22 protein-coding genes are annotated in these 22,188 nt (G+C 63.0%); 4 read left to right on the forward strand and 18 right to left on the reverse strand.

The window, feature by feature from the left end; all coding sequences use genetic code 11:
• The first annotated feature begins 53 nt into the window (after positions 1-53).
• Together K1X80_RS15690 and K1X80_RS15695 are read left to right on the forward strand one after the other, a co-directional pair.
• Complete coding sequence (locus K1X80_RS15690) at positions 54-1,217, forward strand: L-dopachrome tautomerase-related protein (RefSeq protein WP_220172276.1); 1,164 nt, start codon at positions 54-56, stop codon at positions 1,215-1,217.
• 35 nt (positions 1,218-1,252) lie between these two features.
• Positions 1,253-2,134 carry a glycine betaine ABC transporter substrate-binding protein gene (locus tag K1X80_RS15695; RefSeq protein WP_186625191.1) on the forward strand — a complete coding sequence of 294 codons (882 nt, stop codon included), beginning with the start codon at positions 1,253-1,255 and terminating at the stop codon, positions 2,132-2,134.
• A gap of 159 nt (positions 2,135-2,293) precedes the next feature.
• On the opposite strand, the gene K1X80_RS15700 is transcribed toward K1X80_RS15695, so the two are convergent.
• Both K1X80_RS15700 and K1X80_RS15705 read right to left on the reverse strand, forming a co-directional pair.
• The gene (locus tag K1X80_RS15700) at positions 2,294-2,947 is read right to left on the reverse strand and encodes an oxygen-insensitive NAD(P)H-dependent nitroreductase NfsB (protein ID WP_057959317.1); all 654 of its coding nucleotides are present in this window, start codon (positions 2,945-2,947) and stop codon (positions 2,294-2,296) included.
• Positions 2,948-3,095: 148 nt separating this feature from the next.
• Complete coding sequence (locus tag K1X80_RS15705) at positions 3,096-3,518, reverse strand: ester cyclase (RefSeq protein ID WP_057959316.1); 423 nt, start codon at positions 3,516-3,518, stop codon at positions 3,096-3,098.
• Between the two features lie 131 nt (positions 3,519-3,649).
• Between K1X80_RS15705 and K1X80_RS15710 the strand changes: the two genes are divergently transcribed.
• Positions 3,650-4,543, forward strand: a complete 894-nt coding sequence (locus K1X80_RS15710; protein WP_057959325.1) for a LysR family transcriptional regulator — start codon at positions 3,650-3,652, stop codon at positions 4,541-4,543.
• Between the two features lie 10 nt (positions 4,544-4,553).
• On the opposite strand, the gene K1X80_RS15715 is transcribed toward K1X80_RS15710, so the two are convergent.
• The 3 genes from K1X80_RS15715 to K1X80_RS15725 form a co-directional block, all read right to left on the reverse strand.
• Entirely contained in the window at positions 4,554-5,486 is a 933-nt protein-coding gene (locus K1X80_RS15715) for a p-hydroxyphenylacetate 3-hydroxylase reductase component (protein WP_198792234.1), read from the reverse strand.
• A gap of 63 nt (positions 5,487-5,549) precedes the next feature.
• Positions 5,550-6,719: a p-hydroxyphenylacetate 3-hydroxylase oxygenase component gene (locus K1X80_RS15720; protein ID WP_057440975.1), complete on the reverse strand. Its 1,170-nt coding sequence runs from the start codon at positions 6,717-6,719 to the stop codon at positions 5,550-5,552.
• A 337-nt stretch (positions 6,720-7,056) separates the two neighbouring features.
• A complete protein-coding gene (locus tag K1X80_RS15725) occupies positions 7,057-8,148 on the reverse strand; it encodes an NADH:flavin oxidoreductase/NADH oxidase (RefSeq protein ID WP_198792233.1) in 1,092 nt (363 codons plus the stop codon).
• Between the two features lie 58 nt (positions 8,149-8,206).
• On the opposite strand from K1X80_RS15725, the gene K1X80_RS15730 reads away from it, so the two are divergent.
• A complete protein-coding gene (locus K1X80_RS15730) occupies positions 8,207-8,542 on the forward strand; it encodes a helix-turn-helix transcriptional regulator (RefSeq protein ID WP_057440971.1) in 336 nt (111 codons plus the stop codon).
• A 43-nt stretch (positions 8,543-8,585) separates the two neighbouring features.
• On the opposite strand, the gene K1X80_RS15735 is transcribed toward K1X80_RS15730, so the two are convergent.
• The 13 genes from K1X80_RS15735 to K1X80_RS15795 all read right to left on the reverse strand — a co-directional run bounded on the left by K1X80_RS15735 (position 8,586) and on the right by K1X80_RS15795 (position 22,187).
• Positions 8,586-9,431, reverse strand: a complete 846-nt coding sequence (locus K1X80_RS15735) for a transporter (protein WP_120733327.1) — start codon at positions 9,429-9,431, stop codon at positions 8,586-8,588.
• An 87-nt stretch (positions 9,432-9,518) separates the two neighbouring features.
• Positions 9,519-11,618 (reverse strand): PQQ-dependent dehydrogenase, methanol/ethanol family, encoded by a 2,100-nt coding sequence (locus K1X80_RS15740; RefSeq protein ID WP_220172277.1) that lies wholly within the window; start codon positions 11,616-11,618, stop codon positions 9,519-9,521.
• A gap of 113 nt (positions 11,619-11,731) precedes the next feature.
• Entirely contained in the window at positions 11,732-12,673 is a 942-nt protein-coding gene (gene feaR / locus K1X80_RS15745; protein WP_220172278.1) for a transcriptional regulator FeaR, read from the reverse strand.
• An 81-nt stretch (positions 12,674-12,754) separates the two neighbouring features.
• Complete coding sequence (locus K1X80_RS15750; RefSeq protein WP_057959310.1) at positions 12,755-15,319, reverse strand: EAL domain-containing protein; 2,565 nt, start codon at positions 15,317-15,319, stop codon at positions 12,755-12,757.
• Positions 15,320-15,437: 118 nt separating this feature from the next.
• A complete protein-coding gene (gspN, locus tag K1X80_RS15755) occupies positions 15,438-16,100 on the reverse strand; it encodes a type II secretion system protein N (RefSeq protein WP_220172279.1) in 663 nt (220 codons plus the stop codon).
• Entirely contained in the window at positions 16,097-16,528 is a 432-nt protein-coding gene (gspM, locus tag K1X80_RS15760; protein ID WP_170044174.1) for a type II secretion system protein GspM, read from the reverse strand. Before gspM ends, gspN begins: the two co-directional genes overlap by 4 nt.
• A gap of 22 nt (positions 16,529-16,550) precedes the next feature.
• Positions 16,551-17,633, reverse strand: coding sequence for a type II secretion system protein GspL (locus K1X80_RS15765; protein ID WP_220172280.1), 1,083 nt, complete (start codon positions 17,631-17,633; stop codon positions 16,551-16,553).
• Between the two features lie 14 nt (positions 17,634-17,647).
• Positions 17,648-18,238: a prepilin-type N-terminal cleavage/methylation domain-containing protein gene (locus K1X80_RS15770; RefSeq protein ID WP_057440954.1), complete on the reverse strand. Its 591-nt coding sequence runs from the start codon at positions 18,236-18,238 to the stop codon at positions 17,648-17,650.
• Positions 18,235-18,600, reverse strand: a complete 366-nt coding sequence (locus K1X80_RS15775; RefSeq protein WP_057440952.1) for a type II secretion system protein — start codon at positions 18,598-18,600, stop codon at positions 18,235-18,237. The genes K1X80_RS15770 and K1X80_RS15775 overlap by 4 nt, the downstream gene beginning before the upstream one ends.
• Positions 18,597-19,046 (reverse strand): type II secretion system minor pseudopilin GspH, encoded by a 450-nt coding sequence (gene gspH / locus K1X80_RS15780; protein ID WP_169989783.1) that lies wholly within the window; start codon positions 19,044-19,046, stop codon positions 18,597-18,599. The genes K1X80_RS15775 and gspH overlap by 4 nt, the downstream gene beginning before the upstream one ends.
• A 2-nt stretch (positions 19,047-19,048) precedes the next feature.
• Positions 19,049-19,507, reverse strand: coding sequence for a type II secretion system major pseudopilin GspG (gspG, locus tag K1X80_RS15785; protein ID WP_269835616.1), 459 nt, complete (start codon positions 19,505-19,507; stop codon positions 19,049-19,051).
• Between the two features lie 29 nt (positions 19,508-19,536).
• Positions 19,537-20,739: a type II secretion system inner membrane protein GspF gene (gspF, locus tag K1X80_RS15790; RefSeq protein WP_120733348.1), complete on the reverse strand. Its 1,203-nt coding sequence runs from the start codon at positions 20,737-20,739 to the stop codon at positions 19,537-19,539.
• Positions 20,739-22,187: a GspE/PulE family protein gene (locus K1X80_RS15795; protein ID WP_081044222.1), complete on the reverse strand. Its 1,449-nt coding sequence runs from the start codon at positions 22,185-22,187 to the stop codon at positions 20,739-20,741. The genes gspF and K1X80_RS15795 overlap by 1 nt, the downstream gene beginning before the upstream one ends.
• Between the last annotated feature and the right edge of the window lies 1 nt (position 22,188).

The following is a 22,188-nucleotide window of genomic DNA, read 5'->3' on the forward strand; positions in this document are numbered from 1 at the left end:
ACGCACACCATGGGCTACAACGCGCCCCTTCCTGCGGATTCCCGGAGCTTTTCATGCACTTCAAGCACTCCTTTATCTGGTCTGCCCTGGCCTTGTCGATTGCCATCAGCAGCCAGGCGGCTCAGGCCCAACCGATGCCCAGCGAGCAAACCATTGGCACCCTCGAGCAGGTGTTCGCCTTCCACGACGCCATGCCCACCGGCGTCAGCGTTGCCGAAAACGGGCGGATCTTTGTCAATTTTCCACGCTGGGGCGACGCGGTGCCGTTCACCGTGGGTGAACTGCGCGATGGCCAGGTCGTGCCCTACCCTGACCTGGCTATGAACCAGGCCGACCCGAAAGACCCGGCCAAGGGTTTTATCAGCGTGCAAAGTGTGGTGGCCGATGGTCGCGGGCGGATCTGGATACTGGACACTGCCGCCCCCGGTTTCGCCTCGCCAACGCCGGGCGGTGCCAAGCTGGTAGCCATCGACCTGGCCACCAACAAAGTGGTCAAGACCCTGGTGTTCCCGAAAAACGTGATGCTGCCCAGCACCTACGTCAACGATATGCGTTTTGACTTCCGGGTGGGCGATGAAGGGGTGATCTACATCACCGACTCTTCCCTGAGCGGCCCCGGGGCGATCATCGTCATGGACATTGCCAGCGGCACTGCCCTGCGCCGACTCAGCGGTGCCACCTCGACCTCGGTAGACCCGAACTTCGTGCCCAAGGTCGAAGGCCAGGTCTTGCAGGTTCGCAACACCAACGGCAGCACCCGTCCGTTTGCGGTAGCGTCCGATGGCATCGCCCTGTCCGCTGACGACCAGACGCTGTACTTCTGCCCGCTGTCCAGCCGCCATCTGTACTCGGTACCCACCGCGTTGCTGCGTGACACCTCGGTCAGCGAAGCGCGGCTGGATATGGCGGTCAAGGACCTGGGGGAAAAAGGCGCTTCCGATGGCCTCGAAGCCGATGCCTCCGGCGCCCTGTATGCCGGCGACTACGAACACAACAGCGTGCGCAAACGCCTGGCGGATGGACAGTGGCAGACCATCGTCCACGACCCGCGTGTGCTCTGGCCCGACACCCTGTCCATCGGGCCGGACGGCTACCTGTACTTCATGGCCAACCAGTTGCATCGCCAGGGCATCTTCCACGCAGGTCGCGACTTGCGCCAGAAGCCCTACAGCCTGCTGCGCGTGAAGATTGATGCAGCGCCGGCCCCCACCCTCTAGCTCCGTGATCAGCCGCAGCTCTTGAAGGAAGCAACATGCGCAGACCCCCACCCCGGCGCCCAGCGAAAACGCCGACCGTGACCCACCAGGATTTTTCCCTGGCCAATATCGCCAATGGCTCGCGTGTGGTGCGCCTGGGCGTCACCGATCTGTCCTTCCATCGCGCCACTGCCGCCGTGGTGGCGCTGGTCCTGCAGCGCATGGGCCTGACTGTCGAACGGCAATATGCCCTGCACGAAGTGAATTTCGAGCGCTTGCGCGAAGGCACCATCGACATGTTGGCCTCGGCCTGGCTGCCATGCAGCCATGGCGTGTACCGACAGGCCGTGCCCGCCCGTGAACTGGGCCTGCATTACCAGCCCTATGCCATGTGGGGCGTGCCCGACTATGTAAGCGAGGCTGACGTGGCATCCATCGACGACCTGCGCAAACCCGAGGTTCGCGCGCGCATGCACCCGCTGATCCAGGGCATTGGGTTGGGTGCGGGAATTACCCGGTTTTCCCTGAAAATCATGGATGAGTACGGCTTGAGCGACGCCGGCTACCAATTCCGCACCGGCACTCAGGACGATTGCGTCGACGCTTTTGAGGCCCTGTATCGCCAAGGGCACTGGGGCATCGTGCCCTTGTGGCATCCGCAGTTCCTGCACCACCGCTACCGTATCCGCGAACTGAAGGACCCCAGGGGTTTGCTCGGTAATGTGGATCGGGCAGTGCTGCTGGCACGGGAAGATCGCCTGGCGTTGCTGACCCGGGCAGAGATTCAGGTGCTGGATAATATTCGTCTGTCGAACCCGATCGTTGCCGAGCTGGATGATGCATTCAATCGGGGTGAACGCTCGGCGGATGAGGCGGCCAGGGAGTGGCTGGCGCGCCATCCGCAGATGCTGCGTGGGTGGCTGGCACCGGTGAGCTGACAGCAAGCTTGGAGCCTATGGCTTATTGTGCGTAGCAGTCGCATTTTAGGGCCGCTTCGCGCCCCAACGGGAGCAAGCTCCCTCGCCACAGGTTATCGATTGCCTGCACCTCTCTTAGCTGAACGGCAAGCGGGTTTGCCCCGCTCGCCACAGCCCCCCTTAGATAAATTCGAACAACACCGGCGCCGGCAAGCGGGACTTGGGCAGGCCCGCATTAAAATCCTCATGGCTGTGGTAACCCACACTCACCACCACCAGGCTGGTAAAGCCGCGCTCGCGCAAATCCAGTTCGGCATCCAGCGCCTTAATGTCAAAGCCTTCCATGGGCGTGGCATCCAGGCCCAGGGCAGCAGCGCCGAGCAACAGCGTGCCCAGGGCCAGGTAAGTCTGCTTTTCCATCCAGTGTTGCAGGTCTTTGTAGTCATAACGATGCAGATCGACAAACCGCCGCCGGCCTTTGTCCTGCCCGGCCTTGGCCTGCTCATCCACAAAACGCCCATCGCTGGCTTCTTGCTCCAGCAGCGCCTGCAGGTACTCCTCGGGCATCTGGGTACGCGTGCAGAGCACAATCACATGGGAGGCATCGAGGGTCTTCGCGCGATTGAACTCAAAACCACCCTGCATACTGTCCGCAATCCGAGCTTTACCCTCGTCTTCGTGGGCAATGACAAAGTGCCAGGGCTGCGAGTTGACGGAAGACGGGCTGTTGCGCAGTTGTTCCAGCAACAATTCAATGGTTGCCACGGGAATCTTGCGCGATGAATCGAAGAGTTTGGTTGTATAACGACGCTTGGACAGGCTTACCAGATCCATAAAAGGACTCCAATCAAAATAGGCAAAAACAGCGAGTCCATCGTTACCCTTCGCCCCGCCGAGAAAAACCACCCGCACGCGTCAAGAGTTTCACTGGCACAGTGAAAGTGCGCTGTGCGCCTGCGTCCCTGCAGGGGAATCGCCCGGGTCAGTCGTACTCGACAATCCCCAGTTGCTTGGCCATGAACAGCTCATTGCGCTCGACGATTTCCTCGACCACTTTGCCTTCGGCATTGAACCGGAAGTACGTCAACGCGCTCCAGGTCAGGTCTTTGCCGCTCACATCAAAACCATGCCAGGTGTTGGAACCCTTGGCGTGATGCATCAACGCAACCACCACCACATCACCGGCCACCACTTCTTTCTGGAAGGTTGTCGCGATTGACTCGTAGCGCTCGGTCACGTTCAGGCGCAAGGCCTGTTTGAACGGTTCGACACCGACGATAGGTGCCGGACAATCGGGGCGGTGAACCACCACATCGTCGGCAAAAAATTCCGCTACACGCTCAACATCCTTACCGTCGACGCAATACTTGAAGTACTTTTTCACCACATCCAGATGCTTGCTCATTTCGACTCCAATCAAGTTTTTCCCTGCACTCAACGGCTAGACTGGCAGGGGCAAAAAAAGCTTAACGGTCGGCATACACCTGAAAAATGCTGTAACTGGAAAACACCCTTGCGCGCAGTGGAGCAATGCTGATGGATCGCTGGACCGAATATGAGTTGTTTGTAAAGGTCGCGGAGCTGGGCAGCGTGACCAAGGCCGCAGACGCCCTGGACCTGTCCAGTGCGGCAGCCAGCCGGCACTTGGCGGCACTGGAGAATCGCCTGGGCGTGAGGCTGATCGAGCGCAGCACCCGGCGCTTGTTCGTCACCGAAGTCGGCAAAGTGTTCTACACCAATTCCAAGGCAGCCCTCACGGCGATGCAAGGCGCGACCGAGGCCGTCAGCGCGAGCAAAAACCACCCCCATGGGGTGTTGCGTGTGACTGCATCCTTATCCCTGTGCCTGCAACATATCCTGCCGCTGGTGCCCAAGTTCAAGGAGCAGTACCCGGATGTACGCCTGGATATCGTGGCCGAGAACCGCTACCACGACATCATTGACGACAACATCGACGTCGCCCTGCGCACCCGTGACAGTGAGCCGGACTCCAGCCTGGTGATCCGCCGCCTGACCGATACCCGACGCATACTGGCTGCCTCGCCGGACTACCTCGAGCGCTGCGGCCGCCCGCAACATCCGCAGGCGTTGGCCGAGCATCATCTGTTGCTCTACACCTACGCCACCGATCCCTATGAGCTGACGTTCCAGCGCGAAGACCAGACCATCACGGTGCCCGCCACTCCGGCGCTGGAATCCAACGACGGCTATCTGTTGCGCGCGGCCGCGCTGCAGGGCCAGGGCATTCTCGCGCAACCCACTTATGTGATCCACGACGATATCGTCGCCGGGCGCCTGGTGCCGATCCTCAGCGACTGGAGCCTGCCTCGCCTGGAAATCAACCTCGTCTACCCCTCACGACACCACCTGCCGGCCAAGACCCGGGTGTTTATCGACTTTATCGTCAAAGAATTCCAACACCTGGATTGACCCGTCGCGCTCAGTGCCGGATCACTGCCTTGAGTACCGTCTTGAAGGTCTCCAGTTGCTCCTCGCTGAATTGGCTGAAGACCGTGTCCTGCTGCTCTCGGGCGATGGTCCACAACGACTCGGTTTCGTCGATGCCCTTGGTGGTGAGCTTTACCCGGTCCTGATCATCGCGTACCAACGCCTTGCGCTTGAGGTTGTTCACCGCCTCTTCGATCTCGCGCACCGGCATTGCCACTTCGCGCTGCAACTCGGCCAGGCTCAGGCCGGCATCGTTCTCCAGCACCATCAGCATCCGCGCTTCACTGGTGCGCAGGCCGGTGGACAGTTGGCGGGGCTGGTAGCTGGCCTGATAGGCCCGCAGCGCCTGGGTCATCAGGTAATAGAGGTTATGGCTCAGGCGCCCCTGGAAATGGCTGCTCGCTGGCTGGCCCTCCTCACGGCGGGTCATGCGGGTGTGTGGCAGGACCATGGAATAGGCGCCCTGGTGATAGAGCAACGGTGAGCGGCCGCAGTCGTCGAAGGCCACCACTTTGCCAATCATGATCCAGTGATCACCCCCATCGACCTGCTGGTACTTCTCACACTCAAAGCGTGCCGAACAGTCGGCCAACACCGGCGCCCCGCCCGCACCCGCCTGGTATTCGATCTCGGCAAAACGGTCCTCCCGGGGCCGGGCAAAGTTGTTCGACAGGTCAATCTGATCGGCGGCCAGCACATTTACCGCAAAGTGCGTGGCGGCTTCAAACACGGCGTGGCTGGTGGAGCGTTTTTCGATGCTCCAGAGAATCAGCGGCGGGTCCAAAGACACCGAATTAAAACTGTTGGCGGTGACACCGACCTTGCGCCCGCTGGCGTCGGCGGCGGTGACCACGGTGACACCGGTGGCGAAATTGCCCAGGGCACGGCGAAAGGCGCGGGTATCGACTTGGTTTTCAATAGACATGCAAGACTCCCGGACAGGCTGAAGGCCCTGCCCTGATTATTCTTATAGGTAAGCGTAGCGTGGTCAGACCATCGCCGGGTCAGGCTCCAGGCCCATCAATTCGCGCCCGAGAATCTGTGCGCAAACGTCATAGTCGGTGTAGGCATGGGCGCCGGCGAGGTGAACGTCGCGGAACAGGCGTTGCAGTTCGTTGGTTTCAAACCAGGCGCCACCGCCCGCCGCCTCCATCAGGCGATCCACCGCCTGGATGCACATTTTAGTGGCGTAGCCCTGGTTGGTCCGCCAGAACGCCAGGGTGCCGCGGCTTGGATATTCATGGCGCTCGCTGTGCTCGGCGATCTCGTCCCAGCTTTTTTCCAGTAAGGCGCGTGCGGCGGCCACCTGGTGAGTAGACTCGGCCAGACGCATCAACGCAGGGGTCGCGGCGCCGACGGCCGCACCGGTGTAGGCCCGCACACGGTTTTTGGTTTTTTCGCGGAACACCTCGAGCATGCGCTCGGCGACTCCCAGGCCGACGGTGGAGAAACCACTGGCAAAATACGGACGGTACGGGGCAAAGAAAATCCTGCTGTCGGGGTACAGGCCGAAGCCCGCCGACTTGCCTTCCATCATGTCCTTGGCCTTCTGGATACGGTGCTCGGGCACGAAAGCCTGATCGACGATCAGGGTCTTGCTGCCGCTGCCACGCATGCCCACGGCATACCAGTCGTCACGAATCTGATAATCACTGCGCGGCAGTACCGCGAAGCAGTAATCCTGGGTGCCTTCGGCGTTTTTGCGGCGAAAGCCCATGATCGCCCATTCGGCGTGGTCACAACCCGAACTCCAGCCCATCTCACCGCTGAAGGTCACGCCACCCGGCACTTCTTCAGTACGCCCAAATGGCGCGATGCTGCTGCTGGCGGTGGCGTCGGGGTCGACGCCCCAGACCTCGTCTTGCAACTTGACCGAGAACATAGCCATCTGATGGCTATGGGTACACAGCAGGCTCATGGCCCACGCGGTGCTTGCGCAAGCGCCGGCCAGCAAAGCGATGCACTGGGCAAACTGCGGCAGGGAGATTTCCATGCCTCCGTACTTTTTCGGCAGAAATGCCCGGTGCATGCCGATGCCCTTGAGCAACGCGATGTTCTCGGCAGGTACGCTGCGATCTTTCTCGGCGGCGAAGGCATTGGCAGCAATCGCGGGCAAGACCGACTTGAGGTCTTCCAACAGAGGGTTTGGCTTTTTCATGGGTGCTCTCTTTATTATTGGATATCCCCATTCCTGGCCTGCCTGCGCCCTGCTCACTCGGCAGGAGGCTTGAAACAACCGGGAACGTTCGTAAAGACACGCCCAGTATGTGGCGCTTGGTCGCAGCGCAACATGCACGTTCCGGATGGAAGATTGTACTTTTCATGGCCCACAAAAAAAGCCGTCGCAGAGGCTGCGACGGCTGATTAAAGACTCTCCAATGTGGGAGCTGGCTTGCCTGCGATAGCGCTGGATCAGTCGATATATGGATCGCCGACAGGACGCCATCGCAGCCTCGCTAAAGCTCGACAGCTCCCACACACAACACGGTCACCCCTTAGCGATAGCGCTCAAGCCAATGCGCGTAAGGCGCCGGCAGGGTCCAGGAAGCCTTGTCCACCCCCAGTTCCTTGGCGGCGAAGTATGCCCAGTGTGGGTCGGCCAGGTGCGCACGGCCCACGGAAACCAGGTCGAGATGACCGGCCTGCAACGCCCCTTCGGCCAGTTGCGGTGTACCGAAACCCCAGGCCGACGTGACCGGCAGACCGGCTTCGCGGCGTACGCGCTCGGCAATCGGCCCCATAAACGCTGGCCCCCAAGGGATGTTGGTGTCGGGGATGGTGAAGCCGACACTGACGCTCAACAGGTCCAGGCCGCCGTCCTTGAAACGACGGGCCAGTTCGATGGACTCGCCCAGGGTCTGTTCGTCACGCCCGTCATATTCGAGCACCCCGAAACGCGCGGTCAGCGGCAGGTTTTCCGGCCAGACTTCACGCACGGCGGCCAGGGTTTCCAGGAGGAAACGGCTGCGGTTGTCGAAGCTGCCACCGTAGGCATCGGTGCGCTGGTTGGAGTGCTCCGAGAAAAAGCTCTGGCCCAGGTAACCGTGGGCGAAATGCAGTTCGATCCACTCAAAACCGGCGTCACGGGCACGGCGTGCGGCTTGAACGAAGTCCTGTTGCACCCGGGCGATATCCTCCAGGGTCATGGCCTGGGGGACTTTCGGCAGGTTCGCGCCAAACGCGATCGCCGAGGGTGCCAGGGTTTGCCAGCCACGGGCATCGTCGGCGGCAATATGGTCGTCGCCTTCCCATGGGCGGTTGGCACTGGCCTTGCGCCCGGCGTGGGCGATCTGGATGCCGGGCACCGCGCCTGCCGCCTTGATCGCTTGCACCATGGGCACAAAGGCTTGGGCATGGGCATCGCTCCAGATACCCGCGCAACCCGGCGTGATCCGGCCTTCGGGAGCCACGGCGGTGGCCTCGACCACCACCAGGCCGGCGCCGCCACGGGCCAGGCTGGCGAGGTGGACGTGATGCCAGTCATTGACCATGCCGTCATCGGCCACGTACTGGCACATCGGTGGAATGGCGATACGATTGCGCAACGTAACGTCTTTGAGCTTGAAGGGTTCGAACAATGCAGACATGAAAAAGCTCCTGAAACGAGGGTAACGTTTGATTCGATAGTTCGATCTTAATCGAACTATGGTAAACAATGCCAGCCCTGTTATCATTCGGTTCATGCGAGCCTTTAAACACCCCTCCCCCGAAGACTTGACCCTCGAACGCCTGCTCTATGCGTTGAGTGACCCTGTGCGCCTGGACATCGTGCGCTGCCTGGCCGGCGTAGAAGAAGCCAGTTGCGGCGAGTTGGATGGCGGGCGGCCGAAGTCCAGCATGTCCCACCACTTCCGGGTTTTACGTGATGCCGGGCTGGTGCATACGCGCAGCGTGGGCACGACCCATATGAATTCGTTGCGGGCCGATGTGTTGGCCGAGCGATTTCCCGGGTTGCTCGAAAGCATCCTAGCCCAACAATAAGACCGCGCTGTCACGCCCCGCGAGACAGCGCCTACAGACAGCGTCAGTAGAAATACGCCAGGCGAAACTGCAGCGAATTGTCGATCTTCACCCCTTCGCGCACCGCCGTGTCATGCATCAATTGCCCCAGTACCTGTACCTGCTTGCCCACCATCGTGGCCACGGTGAAGCCCAGCGTGCCATTGCTGCGGCTGGTGGCCAGGGTTTCATGGTCCAGCGTCTCGCGGGCGCCCCAATTGTGCCGATAGGAGATCGCCGCGTAAGTCTCTGGAGTGAAGTTGTAGCGCAGGTGGTTGTGCAGTTGCAGCAGCGGATATTTCTTGGCATCGGTGGCGCGCTGTTCACCGTAGAACTCCGTCTCGGCAATCACATCCCAGGTGATTTTGTCGGTCAGCCCCTTGATATAGCCCACCTGGAAATCCAGGGCCCAACGGTTGTTGCTCAGGGCAAAACCCTGGTCCTTGTCACTGCCCGTGGGCGCGGTGACAAACGCCGACCAGCCCAGGTGCTGGTTGTTGGCCAGGTCCGCGAGGGTCCACAGCGTGCCGCCAAACGTAATGTCGCCCAACCCTGAGTGCTTGCTGTCGCTGGCGCCGGTCTTCTGGTAGCCGAAAGGAATGACTATTTGCGGGTCCCAGGTCAGGCCGGTGTTGAAGAACTCGGTGAAGTGGATCAGGCGCAACACCCCGACGGTCATGTCCAGGTCAAGGTTGTCGGCGACTTTCTTGCCGCCCGAGTAAACCTTGTCGCCCCGTGGGTTCTGCTGGTACAGCACCACCACATCGGTGCCCTGGGGCAAGGCGGTGTAGTCGCCGGGGTCCGGCTTGACGTCGGCGTGAGCCAATGGAACCAGGCTGAAGAGCAGGGTCAGGATGCTAAGTGTTTTCATGGCAAGTACCGTTATTGTTATTGGAGGCAACACTCGGCCATGACGACGTCAAAAGACGTCGCCCGGCACAGTTCAAACAAGGGGAGATCAGTGAATGGCGTTGAGGTCGGCCTGCAGATCCCGGGTGCGCTTGACCAGGTACTGGCGCAGCAACTCCATGTCTTCGCGCTGCAGAATGTCGGAGAAGTTCGGCATGCCCTTATTGATCAACGCGCCACTGACAAAGGCCGGAAATGCCGCGTGCTTGTTGTCATCCAGGTAACGCAGGTCGGGCACGACCCCGCCGCTGATCGCGTTCAGGCCATGGCAACCGGCACACAGGCCATTGAACATGCCACGCGCCTGCACCAGTTGCTCGGGGGTCGCCGTGAGTACCTGGCGGGTAGTCGGCAGTACCGGCGCGGCCTTGGGGGGTGGCAGCTCACCGGTGGCACCGAGCTTGAAGGCAATCACCCGCGACTCAGCGCGCACCTTGCCCTTGTTGGTCAGCGGGCCGGTCAACAGCGGCAGGATCCCGCCCCACCCCACGGAAAACGCCACGTACTGCTCGCCATTGACCGTATAAGTAACCGGCCCCGCCATCACCCCGGAGTTGGCCCGGTGTTCCCACAGCGGCTGACCGGTGTCGGCGCGATAGGCCACCACCCGCCCATCGGCCGTGCCCTGGAACACCAGGTTGCCGGCCGTGGCGAGGGTGCCGCCGTTGCCGGCGCTGACATAGGGTTGTTTCCAGGCCGCCTTCTGCTTGACCGGGTCCCAGGCGATCAACTCTCCGCTCCAAGCATCCCGGATCTGGTTGAGGACTTTCGGGTCTTCCGGCAGGTCCGGCACATCCAGGCCGAAGTTCACCACCGACTTGTTCGCCGGGAACTGCGGGGCCTTGGCCGCTTTCAACTCGGCCAGGGTGTACTGCGCCGGAATGTACACGTAGCCGGTTTTCGGGCTGTAGGACATGGGGTGCCAGTTATGCCCGCCAAGGAAACTCGGCTGCACCACCTTGGGTTCCTTGGAATAGTCCGCCGCGCCGGTAAGGATCGGCCGCCCAGTCTGCAGGTCGATGCCACTGGCCCAGTTCACCGGCACGAAATTCTTTGCCGACAACAGTTTGCCGTTGGTGCGATCCAGCACATAGAAAAAGCCGTTTTTCGGCGCCTGCATGATCACCTTGCGTACGCTGCCATTCATCTCGATATCGGCGAGGATCATGTGCTGGGTCGCGGTGAAGTCCCACTGGTCCTGCGGGGTGATCTGGTAGTGCCAGACGTACTCGCCGGTGTCCGGGCGCAGCGCCAGGATGGATGACACATACAGGTTGTCGCCCTTGCCATTGCTGCGGAACTGGTAGTTCCACGGCGAGCCATTGCCGGTGCCCACGTAAAGCAGGTCCAGTTGCGGGTCGTAGGCCATCGAGTCCCACACCGTGCCGCCGCCACCCCACTTGACCCAGCCGTCACCGTCCCAGGTTTTCATGGCCTTGGCCATCGCCGCATTTTCCGGCGGCAGCTTGGGGTCACCCGGCACGGTGTAGAAGCGCCAGATTTGCTTGCCCGTGTCGGCGTCATAGGCGGTGACATAACCGCGCACGCCAAATTCGGCGCCCCCGTTGCCGATCAATACCTTGCCCTTGACGATGCGTGGCGCGCCGGTAATCGAGTAGCTTTTGCTGCGATCAATGAGGGTGTCGACGCTCCACACCATCTGGCCAGTGCCGGCATCCAGCGCAATCAAGCGCCCATCGAAACTGCCCACATAGACCTTGCCCTGCCACACCGCCACGCCACGGTTGACCGGACCGCAGCAGCCCTGGCCAAGGTTCTCGGCAGGGACCTTGGGGTCGTACTTCCACAACAACTCACCCGTGGCCGCATTGATCGCATAGACGATGCTGAAGGCACCCGTGGTGTACATCACCCCATCGACCACCAGCGGCGTGGCCTCGGTGCCACTGTCGATATCCAGCTTGGTGGTCCAGGCCATGCCCAGTTGGCCGATATTGTCGGCATTCACGCTGTTCAGCGGGCTGTAGCGTTGTTCATCGTAGGTGCGACCGTGGTTCATCCAGTTACCGGGCTCACGGTCGGCGGCGATGATGCGCGGTCCATCGACCTGGGCCGGCCCGGCCAAGGCCAGGGTGGCGAACGCGCTCAATAGCAGAGGCGTGCCCAACAGCAGGCTCCGTGTATTCATTGTTATTGTTCTCCAACATTAATCGACTCAGGCCACGCTATTAGAGGGTTTGCCACCTGCGGCCACTTGACTGAGGCTGCCAAAGCCCTTGGCATTCCCTGCCAAAGCGCGGCCTATAGCGGCTGCTGGCGAAAGTCCCGGGGCGCATGCTGGAAATGCCGCTTGAAGGCGCGACTGAAATGCGCGGCATCGACAAACCCCCACTTGAAGGCGATCTGGGTGATTGACTCATGCCGCAAATCCCGCGCGCGCAGGTCCTGGGCCACCCGCTCCAGGCGGCGCTGCTGGATGTAGCGCGCGATGCTTTCATGCCGCTGCTCGAACAGCCGGTAGAGTTGGCGCACTGAGACATTCAGGTGCCGCGCCAGGTATTCGGGGCTCAATTCGGTCTCTTGCAGGGAGGCTTCCACCAGGCGCGTGGCCAGGCCATAAATGTCGTCCTGGCCCACGCAGGCAAAGCCCGGCTGGCCCGCGGCGCGCTCGTCCAGACCGGCAACCGCCAGGCCGATCAGGGCCTGCTCCACGGCCGGGCCATCGTTCTCGCCGCCATAGCCTTCACTCAGTTGCGCATCCTCCAGGGAGCGCACCAATGCACGAATCATATGGGTGGCGACGCTGTTGCGCGCCAGCTTGCCAAACAGGCGCTGCTGGCCGAATTGCCGGGCGACCTCGGCGCGGGACAGATGCACCGAGATATTCTGTACCAGCCCCTGGGGCTCAATCTCGAAGGCCTGGGCCGAGTCCACCAGGGCGATATCGTCGGGCCCCAGGTCAATCACCCGGTGCTGCTGGCGGATGCGTTGATGGCCGCTGCCCTGCAGGATCAGAAAACAGTGGCGGTCATCGTCGCCATCGCCGTGGGTATGATGGCGGCTGATCAGCCCGGCATTGGTGCGGATATGCGCCAACTCCAGGCCACACACGTCCTGGCCGTGGACGCTGCCAATAAACAGACTGTGTCGATCTGACTGCGCGGTGCTGAAATTGCCGCAGACTGCACGCAAGTCACGATTCCAGTTGGCGAACTCAACGCAAGGGTTGAACAAGGCAGGCATACCCCCCTCCCACAGACCATTTATAGTTATATTGTTAACATATTATCTATATGCGGTCAGTGCAAGCAGGGTCAGGAGCGGCTAAGCAGTCCGGCCCGTGATCAGCGTGCTGATCGCCTGGGCATCCACCGGCACGCTGAGGTAGAAACCCTGCGCTTCATCGCACTGCACGTCCTTCAGCGCCGTGAGTTGGTCGAGGGTCTCCACGCCTTCGGCGGTCACCGTCAGCGAGAGCGCCCGGCCCAGGCCGACAATCGCCTGGATGATCGACTGATCGCCACCACCGGCGGTCAGGCCGCCGACAAAGCTGCGGTCGATCTTCAGCCCGTCGAAGGGGAATGAGCGCAGATAACTCAGCGACGAGTAGCCGGTGCCAAAGTCATCCATCAGCAAGCGCACGCCCAGGGCCTTGAGGCCTTGCATGATGCTCAAGGCGACTTTCTCGTCATTGAGCATCACACTTTCGGTCAGCTCCAGCTCCAGCCGCGCCGGGTTCAAGCCCGTCTCCAGCAACACCGCTTTGACCCGCGACACCAAGTGCCCACGCTGGAACTCGGTGGAGGACAGGTTGACTGAAATCATCACGTCGTCAGGCCAGCCTGCGGCCGTCTGGCAGGCCGCGTGCAGCACCCAGTTGCTCAACGGCAGGATCAGCCCGGTTTCTTCGGCGATGGGGACGAATACGTCGGGGCCCAGCAGCCCGCGCCTTGGGTGCTCCCAACGCACCAGGGCCTCGGCACCGGCCAGGCGCTTGCCTTCAATGCGGTAGCGCGGCTGGAAATCCAGGCGCAGTTCACCGTGCTTGATCGCCTGGCGCAAATCGGCTTCCAGTTGGCGCCGCTCAATAATGCGTGCGTTCATATCGCCCGCATAAAAGCGCCAGGTGTTACGCCCGCCTTCCTTGGCTTCGTAGAGAGCGATATCGGCATAGCGCAGCAACTCTTCGGCCAGGGTCGCGTCCGCCGGCGCCATGGCAATACCAATGCTGGCACTGATAAACACTTCATGTTCGGTGATGTAAAACGGTTGTTCTATGCAGTCGATCAGGCGCCGACACAGGCCTTCCACCTCCAGCGGCGAGCTCACGCCCGCCACCACCAACATAAACTCATCGCCACCTATGCGCGCCACCAGATCATCCCCACGCAGGCAGCCCTGCAAACGCCGGGACACCTGATTGAGTACATCATCGCCAGCCGCGTGCCCCAGCAGGTCGTTGACCGGCTTGAAGCGGTCAAGATCAATACTGAGCATGACCAACGGCCTTGCCAGGGTCGGCACCGCCTTGAGCTTGCCCTCGAGGAATTCCTGCATGCGCGTGCGGTTGGCCAGCCCCGTCAAGGCATCGTGTTGCGACAGATATTCAATGCGCCGCCGGGCCTCGACCTCTTCGGTGATGTCGCTGGCGGTGCCTCGATAACCCTGGCCAGGTATCTCGCGCACCGACAGCCGGCAAATGCGTCGCTGACCCTCGCCAGACACATAGCTGCACTGCACGATGGCATTCGGGCGATGGGCGTGGTCCTTGAACCAGATGGCCAACAGGCCCTGATCAGAGGTCAGCAGCTGATCCACCGCCAACCCCAGGCAGTTGGCCCCGACAAGGCCGGTAATTACATCAAAGCGCTCCGAGAGGTAGGTAAACCGCAGTTGGGTATCGACTTCCCAGATCCAGTCGGACGCCGCTTCGGCCACATCACGAAAGCGCTCCTCGCTGACCGCCAGCGCCGCACGACTGGCTTGCAGGGTGGCGTAATTAAGGTCCATGACCCGCGCGGCAGCGGTACTGCGGCGCTGGATAACCCAGGCCATCAAGGCAAAGATCAGGCCGGCAACTGTCACCAGCGGCACAACCAGCCCCAGCAACTGGCGCCCAGGATCCTCTGCGGTCCATTGCACAACACCTGCATTGTCCCTGAGGCTCAGGCTCGGTGCGCCCGCCGCCGCCCCGCCGGCCGGGGCGACCCGCAGACCTTGCACACCAAAATCCTCGCCCAGTGCAGCCAGCCGTTGCGGCGCCAGCTTGGCAATGAAGATCAACACCGAAGCGGGACCGCTATCGGCCTCTACGTTCGGATCGGTGCCAGGCGTCAGCGCAGCGGCGGCCAACACCGCCGGCATGCCATCGGCCTGTATCAGGCGGGTCACCGATTGGCTGTTGGTCGCGGCCTGCCGGGCCTGGGCCAGCAGGGGCTCGATCGGCAGGTGCAACCAGTCCTGCACGGCGACGCTCTGCAGTTGGCCCTCAATCAGCGAATACACCGTGCGACCGGCTGGATCGACAACAAACACCCCCTGGAAACCGAAGTCGGAAAACAGCGTCGTGCCGATGTTTTGCCGGACAAACGCCCAGTCCACATCCACCTTTTGATGCAGGTGTTCGTAGGCATCCCCCCAAAACGCATAGTCCTTGACCGTCGAACCAGCGACGCGCTCAACCGACAGCAGGGCGTTTTCGATATCAATGCGGCTGTGCTCGCCGGCATCGTGATTCAAGTGCTCGGCAATGGACACCAGCAACACCCCGACCAACAGAAACATGGCCAGTAGCAGCAGCGAACAGGCGAGCAGATAAGCCCGTGCAGTAGAAAGATTGGAAACCTTGCCTTGCAGCGACGACTTGGGGCCAACGTTGAGCTTTTCCATGAGCGCTCCAGGCGCCAGGGCGCCCTAACAACCCGCACCGAAAATCACACCACGCACACGCAAGTGCGAGACTACCTGCCCATAGACAATAGACAGTTTTTGGTGATCCATCGAACCCTCAGGGTTTACCCAGCACCTTGCTGAACGCCTGGGCAGCGGGCTGCAGCCATCGCGCCTGTACCAATAGCGGAATCGCGGCAGCACCCGGCTCCACCTGCCCGTCTACTTGCAACCGCTGTGGCTTGGCTTCGACCTTGAAATGGTGCTCGCCAGCCAGTTGCAGATCCGCCAGCAACTGCACCCCACCCCGGCACTGCAACTCGATCCGGGTATTGCCCAGCTTGACCAGCCACGGGCTCAACAGCGCCAGCTCGTGCCCCAGCAATTCACCTTCGGCCCGAAGGCAACTCATGCCCGCGCCATTGACCTGCAATCGCCCTTCCCAACGTCCGTCCAGCACGAACATCGGCGCGGGCAAGGCGCTGACCGCACGCGGTGCCATCTGCGCCTGCCAGTTCCACGGCCAGCCACGGATCGACAGCTCCCAGATGCGCTGTTGAAAGCCCAGGTTCACTTGCGCCGCCCACGGCCGGATCTTCCAGTCCACCGGCGCCAGGGCTCCGACGCGTGCCGCACGGCCAGTCCACAGGCTGCCCGAAACGCTGCCGGGCTGCCAGCCGGTCGGCCATGGCAACTGGCGGGCAACGAAGGCGGCCGGCAGTTCCAGCAGCACGGTCAGGCTGAACACCCAAATACCCCAGAGGATGACCGCGCGACTCATGGCCGCGCCGCCACTTCCAGGCTGAAGGCATAACCCTGGCCGCCGCCCTGCTCCAGGCTCCACTGCACAGGTCGCCCACCCTGCTCTTGCACGGTCCGTAGCAGCAGCTGCAGGGCCTGGGGCCCCGGTAGCTCGCCCTGCAATTGCCAGCGGTCGCCCTGCTGTTCAACGCGGGTCAGTACCCATTGGCGCGACACGGCCAGGGCCTGCCACTGCTCGTTGGAGAACGCCGCTGGCGGCACCAGCGCGCCGGCCTGTTGCGCCAACGCCTGCCACTGGCGGGCATCCTGCCAGGCCGCCAGCAGCGGCCGTGTCACCAGCACCAGCAACAACAGCCCGACGGTTGACCAGCCGGCCAACAGGCCATAGCGGCGCTTGGGCGGCAGTTGGTTGAAGTGGGCCAGGTACTCCAGCATCCGGGCTTTCATGGTTGTTCTCCCAGATCAAAACTCAGGTGCAGTTGACCGGCGACATGTTGCGCCTGGTCAGTCCATTGCGCGCCGGCAGCCTGGGCCATGGCCTGCCATTCGGCGGGCAGCGGCTGGGGGCCATTGCCGCGCAAGGCCAGGCGCCAACGACTGCCGTCAAACTCGATGCGCGACACCGACCAGCCCGGTTGCTGCTGCAACCAACCCGAGAGCGCCTGCTCCAGGGCCACGATTTTTGTTGACGCACCTGCCATTCGGTCGCCTCGCCCTGCACCCGCGCCAGGGCCGTACGCGCCTGTTGCGGGTTGTTGGCCGGCCCGGCCAGCGCCCTGACCTGGGCTTTCCAAACATCAACCTGGCGCAGACTCTGCACCAGATACACCGCACTCCAACACGCCGCCAGCACCACGCAACCCAGCAGCAAGTGTCGTTGTACGCGGCTCACCCGTGGCGCTCGCGGCCCCCGTGTACGCGTCGGCCGCATACCCTCCAGCACACTGGGCAACTGCTCCAGGCGCGCCAGGCGCGACGGCCAGTCGCCCTCGAGCGTCTCGCCAGGCAGGTCGCGCCAAGCCTGGGGCAAGCGCTCACCCAATACCGGCGGCCACACCAACCATTGCCGGGAATGCGCCTTGAGGCAACGCAGCGATTCGCGCCGCCACTCCACCACCTGCCCAGGCTCTGCTGGCGGCAACAACTGCAACTCCGCCCAGCCATGGGTGATCTGCAGCCCAAGCGCGGCACACTCGGCCAGCCATTGCTGGACCTGCTCGCGTTGCATCACCAACAACTCAAGCTGCCCGGCCTCGCGGGACAGGCAGCTGACCAGCAACGCTTCGCCAGGCTGCTGCGCATACTCTTCAAACAACTGCGGCCACTCGTGGCGCTTGAGCCCCGGCGGCGCCGGCAGGCAGAAGTGACTGCAATCGAGCGCTGGAATAATCAAGGCACCCGGCAATTGCAGCAGCGCCGACGGTGGCGGCCAGGCGCCGCTTGCGCAAGCCCGGTGCGCGCTGTAATGCAACCACTGCCAACGGTCCTCGGCGGTGGCCGGTGGGCGCACCAGCAACCATTCCCGCGGTTTGCCCCGCAGACGCTCAAACATGCCTGCGCTCCGGCTCATGGCTGGGTATCGGGCAAGGCGAAAGTACAGACATAAGGGGCTCCATGGTGCTCGAACTCGATCCGCACGCCGCGATTGGGCTGGGCGGCAACAGTAGAAGGAAAGGCCAGCCAACGCGTGCCCTGGTAAAAACTGAACGTGGCGCGCTCGACCGGCGCCAGTGACTCCTTGAGTTGCCAGCGCGGCTTGTCGGCGGCGTACAGGTCGGCCGAGACCAGCAGGTTCAAGCGCTGCTGGCGCGCATCGAACAGCAGGCGCTGACGTTGCACGCGCGACGCACCCTCAGCCGGCGGCCAGGCGCCCAGGGCCACCCACTGCAATTGCCCAAGGCTCGGCTGCCACTCCAGCCACGCCAGGTCCAGGGGCAAGCGCTGCTCGTACAACTGGCGCAACACCAGGCCATCGAAGCGGCGCTCCAGGGCCATGCAGAACTCCAATACCTGGGGTTCGCTGCCGGGCTCGTCCAGGCGCTCACGCACCTTGACCCAGCCATTGACCAAGGCCGCCAGCAACACCCCGACCACCGCCGTAAGGGCCATGGCTACCAACAGTTCAATCAGGGTCAGGCCACGCTGCGCCGCCTTCATGGGCGCACCAGGAACAGGCTGAACTGACCCAGGGGCTGACGCTGCTGGGGATCGGCAAATAAGCTCAACTCACCCCGGCGCAAGCGGTTGACCCCGGTGTTGCCCAGGGTCAGTTGCCAGTAACAGGTGGCAGGCCCCTGACGCAGCTCGCCGCTCACCGCATTGATCTGCGGCCAGTACTGTTCCACGCCAAACCGCGTCTCCAGCTCCCGCGCGCACAAACTGCCCAGGCGATGTTGCGCGACCGCTTGATGGGTGGCGATGCGCTGGCGCAACAACTGGCTGACCATCACCGCCATCAACGCGGCAATCCCCAGGGCGACCATGACTTCAAGCAAGGTAAAGCCGCGCTGGCGCTTCATGGCAGGGTCGCGATATGCAAGGTGTTGTCCGCTTGCCATTGCCAACGCTGGCGGCCCTCGGCCCAGCGCCAGGTGAGTGACACCGGGCGGGCCAGCCCCGACGGGGTGAACATCACCTGGGGCTCGCGGCTCACCGGCCAGTCAGGTTGCAAGCCGGCCGGCCAGGGCGCGCCGCGCGAGGGTGCGACCTGCCACCCAGGCGCGCCCCGGCCCACCTGCCAGCGTACGAACTCCGGGCTGCGGCCATTCCAGCGCAAGCCCAGCAACTGCCCGGCATGCCGCGCCTGGGCCGCTTGGCTGCGCGCCTCGCTGGCCAGTTGGGCCAGGGCCTGGCGCATCGGCGCCTGGCCGGCGTCCAGGTAGGCCACGCCCAGGGCACTGAACAAGCCGACGATCAACAACACCACCAGCATTTCCAGGAGCGAAAACCCGCGACTGCGCTGCATGCCTAGAGGTCCCAGTTACCGATATCGGCGTCGGTGCCTTCGCCGCCTTCCTGGCCGTCGGCGCCCAGGGAAAACAGGTCCACCCGGCCATGCTGCCCCGGGGTGCGATAGCCATAGGCATTGCCCCACGGGTCCTCAGGCAGCCGGCGGATGTAGCCGTCGGCACGCCAACTGCGCGGTAAGGGCTCCAGGCTCGGCTTGCTGACCAGGGCCTGTAAACCCTGCTCCGAGGTGGGGAATCGCAAGTTGTCGAGGCGGTACATATCCAGCGCCTGCTCCAGGGTCGCCAGGTCGGCCAGGGCCTTCTGGCGCATGGCTTTGTCCTGGCTGCCGAGTACGCTGGGCGCAACCACCGCGATCAACAGGCCGATGATAAAAATCACCACCATGATTTCCATCAGGGTAAAGCCGCGCTCGCGACGCTTGACCGCACGATTGCCAGGCATGGCGTGCTTTTGCATTTCAAGTTCTCCGTTTTCAGGTTGTCTGTTCAAAGGCTCAGGCCCTGATTGAGCTGCATGATCGGCAGCAACACCGCCAGCACGATGAACAGCACCACCGCGCCCATCAGCAGAATCATCAGGGGTTCGAATAACGCCAGCAGCAGGTCGACCTGGCGCGCAAACCCACGCTCCTGGTTGTCGGCGACGCGCTCCAGCATGTCGGGCAAGGTGCCGCTGGCCTCGCCGCTGGCGACCATGTTCAGCAGCATTGGCGGGAAGTGCCCGCTGGCACTCAGGGCGCGGTACAGGGTCACGCCGCCTTCGACCTGCTCACGCACCGCCTCCAGGGCCTGGTGGATCTGCCGGTTGCCAACCGTGGCGGTGGCCACCTCCAGGGATTCGAGCAACGGCACGCCACTGCCGAGCAAAATCGCCAGGCTGCGTGAGACCCGTGCGCTTTCCAGCACCGACAACAGCACGCCGATACGCGGCAGGCGCAAGGCCAGGCTGTCGCGGCGCAAGCGCCATACCGCCTGGCGCAGCAACACCCGCGCGCCCAGCGCCAGCAACAAGCCCAGCCCCAGCAACCACGGGCCGAGCATCACCAGGCCCTCGCTGGCGCCGATCAGCACCCGGGTAATCAGCGGCAGGCTTTGCCCGGTGTGGCTGAACTGCTCGGTGAGCTTGGGCACCACAAAGGTCATCAGGCCGATCACCACCGCCAGCGACACCAGGATCAGCACCGCCGGGTAGATCAACGCCGTGCGCGCCTTGTGCCGTTGTTTCTGCACTTGCTCCAGGTGCTCGGCCAGGCGCTCCAGCACCGGCGCCAATTTGCCCGAGCGCTCGCCGGCCTCGACCAGTGCGCAATACAGCGTATTGAACTGCCCACCCTGGCGGCGCAGGCTCTGGGCCAGGCTCAAACCTTCGCCCAGGGCACCGCGCACCGCCACCAGCAGGTTGCGAATCGCCGGCTCCGCCAACTGGCGTTCCAGGGTGGCCAAGGCATCCACCAAGGGGATGCCGGCGCTCAACAACGTGGCCAACTGGCGGGTCAATTCGCACAGCTGCCCATGGTTCAACCGTTGCCCGCGCGGGCTCGACAGGCTTGCGCCCTGCACCTGCAACTCACGGGCAAACAGGCCCTGCTCACGCAGCAGTTGCCGGGCATGGCGCTCGCTTTCCGCCTGGATGCTGGCTTTGCGGCGATTGCCGCGCAGGTCCAGCGCCTGGTAGCGATAGGTCGGCATCAGTCGCGCACCGCACGCAGAACCTGCTCCAGGCTGGTTTCGCCACGGCGCAGGCATTCGGTGGCCATGGCGGTCAGGCTCTGGCGCTTGTCGGCGAGGTATTCGTGCATGGCCGCTTCGCTGGCGCCGTCGTACAACAGGCTGATCAAGCCGGCATCCAGGGTGATGAATTCATAGAGGCCGATCCGCCCGTGGTAACCACTGCCCTGGCAGTCGTCGCAGCCCTGGGGGTGAAAGCTGTGTTCCAGCAGGGCCAGCTCCGGCCACAACTGGCGTTCGGCGGCCAGCAACGGTGCCGGCGTTGCGCAATGGCACAAACGCCGCACCAGACGCTGGGCCATCACGCCCTTGAGGCTGGAGGCGATCAGGAACGGTTCGATGCCCATGTCCCGCAACCGCGTGACCGCGCCCACCGCGCTGTTGGTGTGCAGCGTCGACAGCACCAGGTGCCCGGTGAGGCTGGCTTGCACCGCGATCTGGGCGGTCTCCTGGTCGCGGATTTCGCCGAGCATGATCACGTCCGGGTCCTGGCGCAGGATCGCCCGCAGGCCGCTGGCGAAGGTCATGCCGGCGCGGGGGTTGATCGCGGTCTGGCCGATGCCGGTAATCGCGTACTCCACTGGGTCTTCGACGGTGAGGATATTGCACGAACCATCGTTCAGCGCATTCAGGCTGGCATACAGCGTGGTGGTCTTGCCCGAGCCGGTGGGCCCGGTGCTCAGCAAGATCCCGTTGGGCCGCGACAGGCAGGCGCGCAGAGCCTGTTCGACCTCTGCAGGCATGCCCAGGTTGTTCAGGTCCAGCAGGTTGGCCTGCTTGTCCAGCACACGCATTACCACACGTTCGCCGTGAATGCCGGGCAAGGTCGAAACCCGGATATCCACCTCGCGCCCGCCGGAGCGCAAGGTAATGCGCCCGTCCTGGGGCTGGCGTTTTTCGGCGATATCCAGGCGCGCCATGACCTTGATCCGCGACACCAGCATGGCCGACAAGGCCCGTGGCGGGCGCAGGATCTCGCGCAGATGGCCGTCCACCCGCAAGCGCACCACCAGGCTCTGTTCGAAGGTCTCGATATGGATATCCGAGGCCCGCAAACGCAGGCCTTCAGCGAACAGGCCATTGATCAGGCGGATCACCGGCGCTTCGTTGTCACTCTCCAGCAGGTCTTCGATCCGTGGCAGTTCGTTGATCAGGCTGTCGAGATCGACCTGCTCGCCGATGCCCTCGATCAACGCTGCCGTGGCCGACTCGCCGGCCTGGTACAACGCCCCAAGGCGCAGTTCGTATTGGGCCGGATCGAGGTGCTCGACCAGCGTCGGCAGGCCATGCACGCGCAGCACTTCCTGCAAGGCGTCGGTGTCGACATCCTCGCGCAAACACAAGGTCCAGCCTTGCGCGCCCGGCGCCCGCGCCAGGCCCGCCTGGCGTGCCAGTCGATAGGGCAACAAC

Source organism: Pseudomonas sp. So3.2b (assembly GCF_019464415.1).
GTDB lineage: Bacteria > Pseudomonadota > Gammaproteobacteria > Pseudomonadales > Pseudomonadaceae > Aquipseudomonas > Aquipseudomonas shahriarae.

Bases quoted from the DNA above. Each gene is read 5' to 3' on its own strand.
- K1X80_RS15735 (WP_120733327.1), bottom strand. From the start codon at position 9,431: ATGAAAACACTTAGCATCCTGACCCTGCTCTTCAGCCTGGTTCCATTG.
- K1X80_RS15750 (WP_057959310.1), bottom strand. From the start codon at position 15,319: ATGGAAAAGCTCAACGTTGGCCCCAAGTCGTCGCTGCAAGGCAAGGTT.
- K1X80_RS15690 (WP_220172276.1), top strand. From the start codon at position 54: ATGCACTTCAAGCACTCCTTTATCTGGTCTGCCCTGGCCTTGTCGATT.
- K1X80_RS15730 (WP_057440971.1), top strand. From the start codon at position 8,207: ATGGTAAACAATGCCAGCCCTGTTATCATTCGGTTCATGCGAGCCTTT.
- K1X80_RS15720 (WP_057440975.1), bottom strand. From the start codon at position 6,719: ATGAAAAAGCCAAACCCTCTGTTGGAAGACCTCAAGTCGGTCTTGCCC.
- K1X80_RS15725 (WP_198792233.1), bottom strand. From the start codon at position 8,148: ATGTCTGCATTGTTCGAACCCTTCAAGCTCAAAGACGTTACGTTGCGC.
- gspH (WP_169989783.1), bottom strand. From the start codon at position 19,046: ATGCAGCGCAGTCGCGGGTTTTCGCTCCTGGAAATGCTGGTGGTGTTG.
- K1X80_RS15705 (WP_057959316.1), bottom strand. From the start codon at position 3,518: ATGAGCAAGCATCTGGATGTGGTGAAAAAGTACTTCAAGTATTGCGTC.
- gspG (WP_269835616.1), bottom strand. From the start codon at position 19,507: ATGCAAAAGCACGCCATGCCTGGCAATCGTGCGGTCAAGCGTCGCGAG.
- gspF (WP_120733348.1), bottom strand. From the start codon at position 20,739: ATGCCGACCTATCGCTACCAGGCGCTGGACCTGCGCGGCAATCGCCGC.
- K1X80_RS15765 (WP_220172280.1), bottom strand. From the start codon at position 17,633: ATGTTTGAGCGTCTGCGGGGCAAACCGCGGGAATGGTTGCTGGTGCGC.
- K1X80_RS15695 (WP_186625191.1), top strand. From the start codon at position 1,253: ATGCGCAGACCCCCACCCCGGCGCCCAGCGAAAACGCCGACCGTGACC.
- gspN (WP_220172279.1), bottom strand. From the start codon at position 16,100: ATGAGTCGCGCGGTCATCCTCTGGGGTATTTGGGTGTTCAGCCTGACC.
- gspM (WP_170044174.1), bottom strand. From the start codon at position 16,528: ATGAAAGCCCGGATGCTGGAGTACCTGGCCCACTTCAACCAACTGCCG.
- feaR (WP_220172278.1), bottom strand. From the start codon at position 12,673: ATGCCTGCCTTGTTCAACCCTTGCGTTGAGTTCGCCAACTGGAATCGT.
- K1X80_RS15775 (WP_057440952.1), bottom strand. From the start codon at position 18,600: ATGAAGCGCCAGCGCGGCTTTACCTTGCTTGAAGTCATGGTCGCCCTG.
- K1X80_RS15710 (WP_057959325.1), top strand. From the start codon at position 3,650: ATGGATCGCTGGACCGAATATGAGTTGTTTGTAAAGGTCGCGGAGCTG.
- K1X80_RS15740 (WP_220172277.1), bottom strand. From the start codon at position 11,618: ATGAATACACGGAGCCTGCTGTTGGGCACGCCTCTGCTATTGAGCGCG.
- K1X80_RS15700 (WP_057959317.1), bottom strand. From the start codon at position 2,947: ATGGATCTGGTAAGCCTGTCCAAGCGTCGTTATACAACCAAACTCTTC.
- K1X80_RS15770 (WP_057440954.1), bottom strand. From the start codon at position 18,238: ATGAAGGCGGCGCAGCGTGGCCTGACCCTGATTGAACTGTTGGTAGCC.
- K1X80_RS15715 (WP_198792234.1), bottom strand. From the start codon at position 5,486: ATGTCTATTGAAAACCAAGTCGATACCCGCGCCTTTCGCCGTGCCCTG.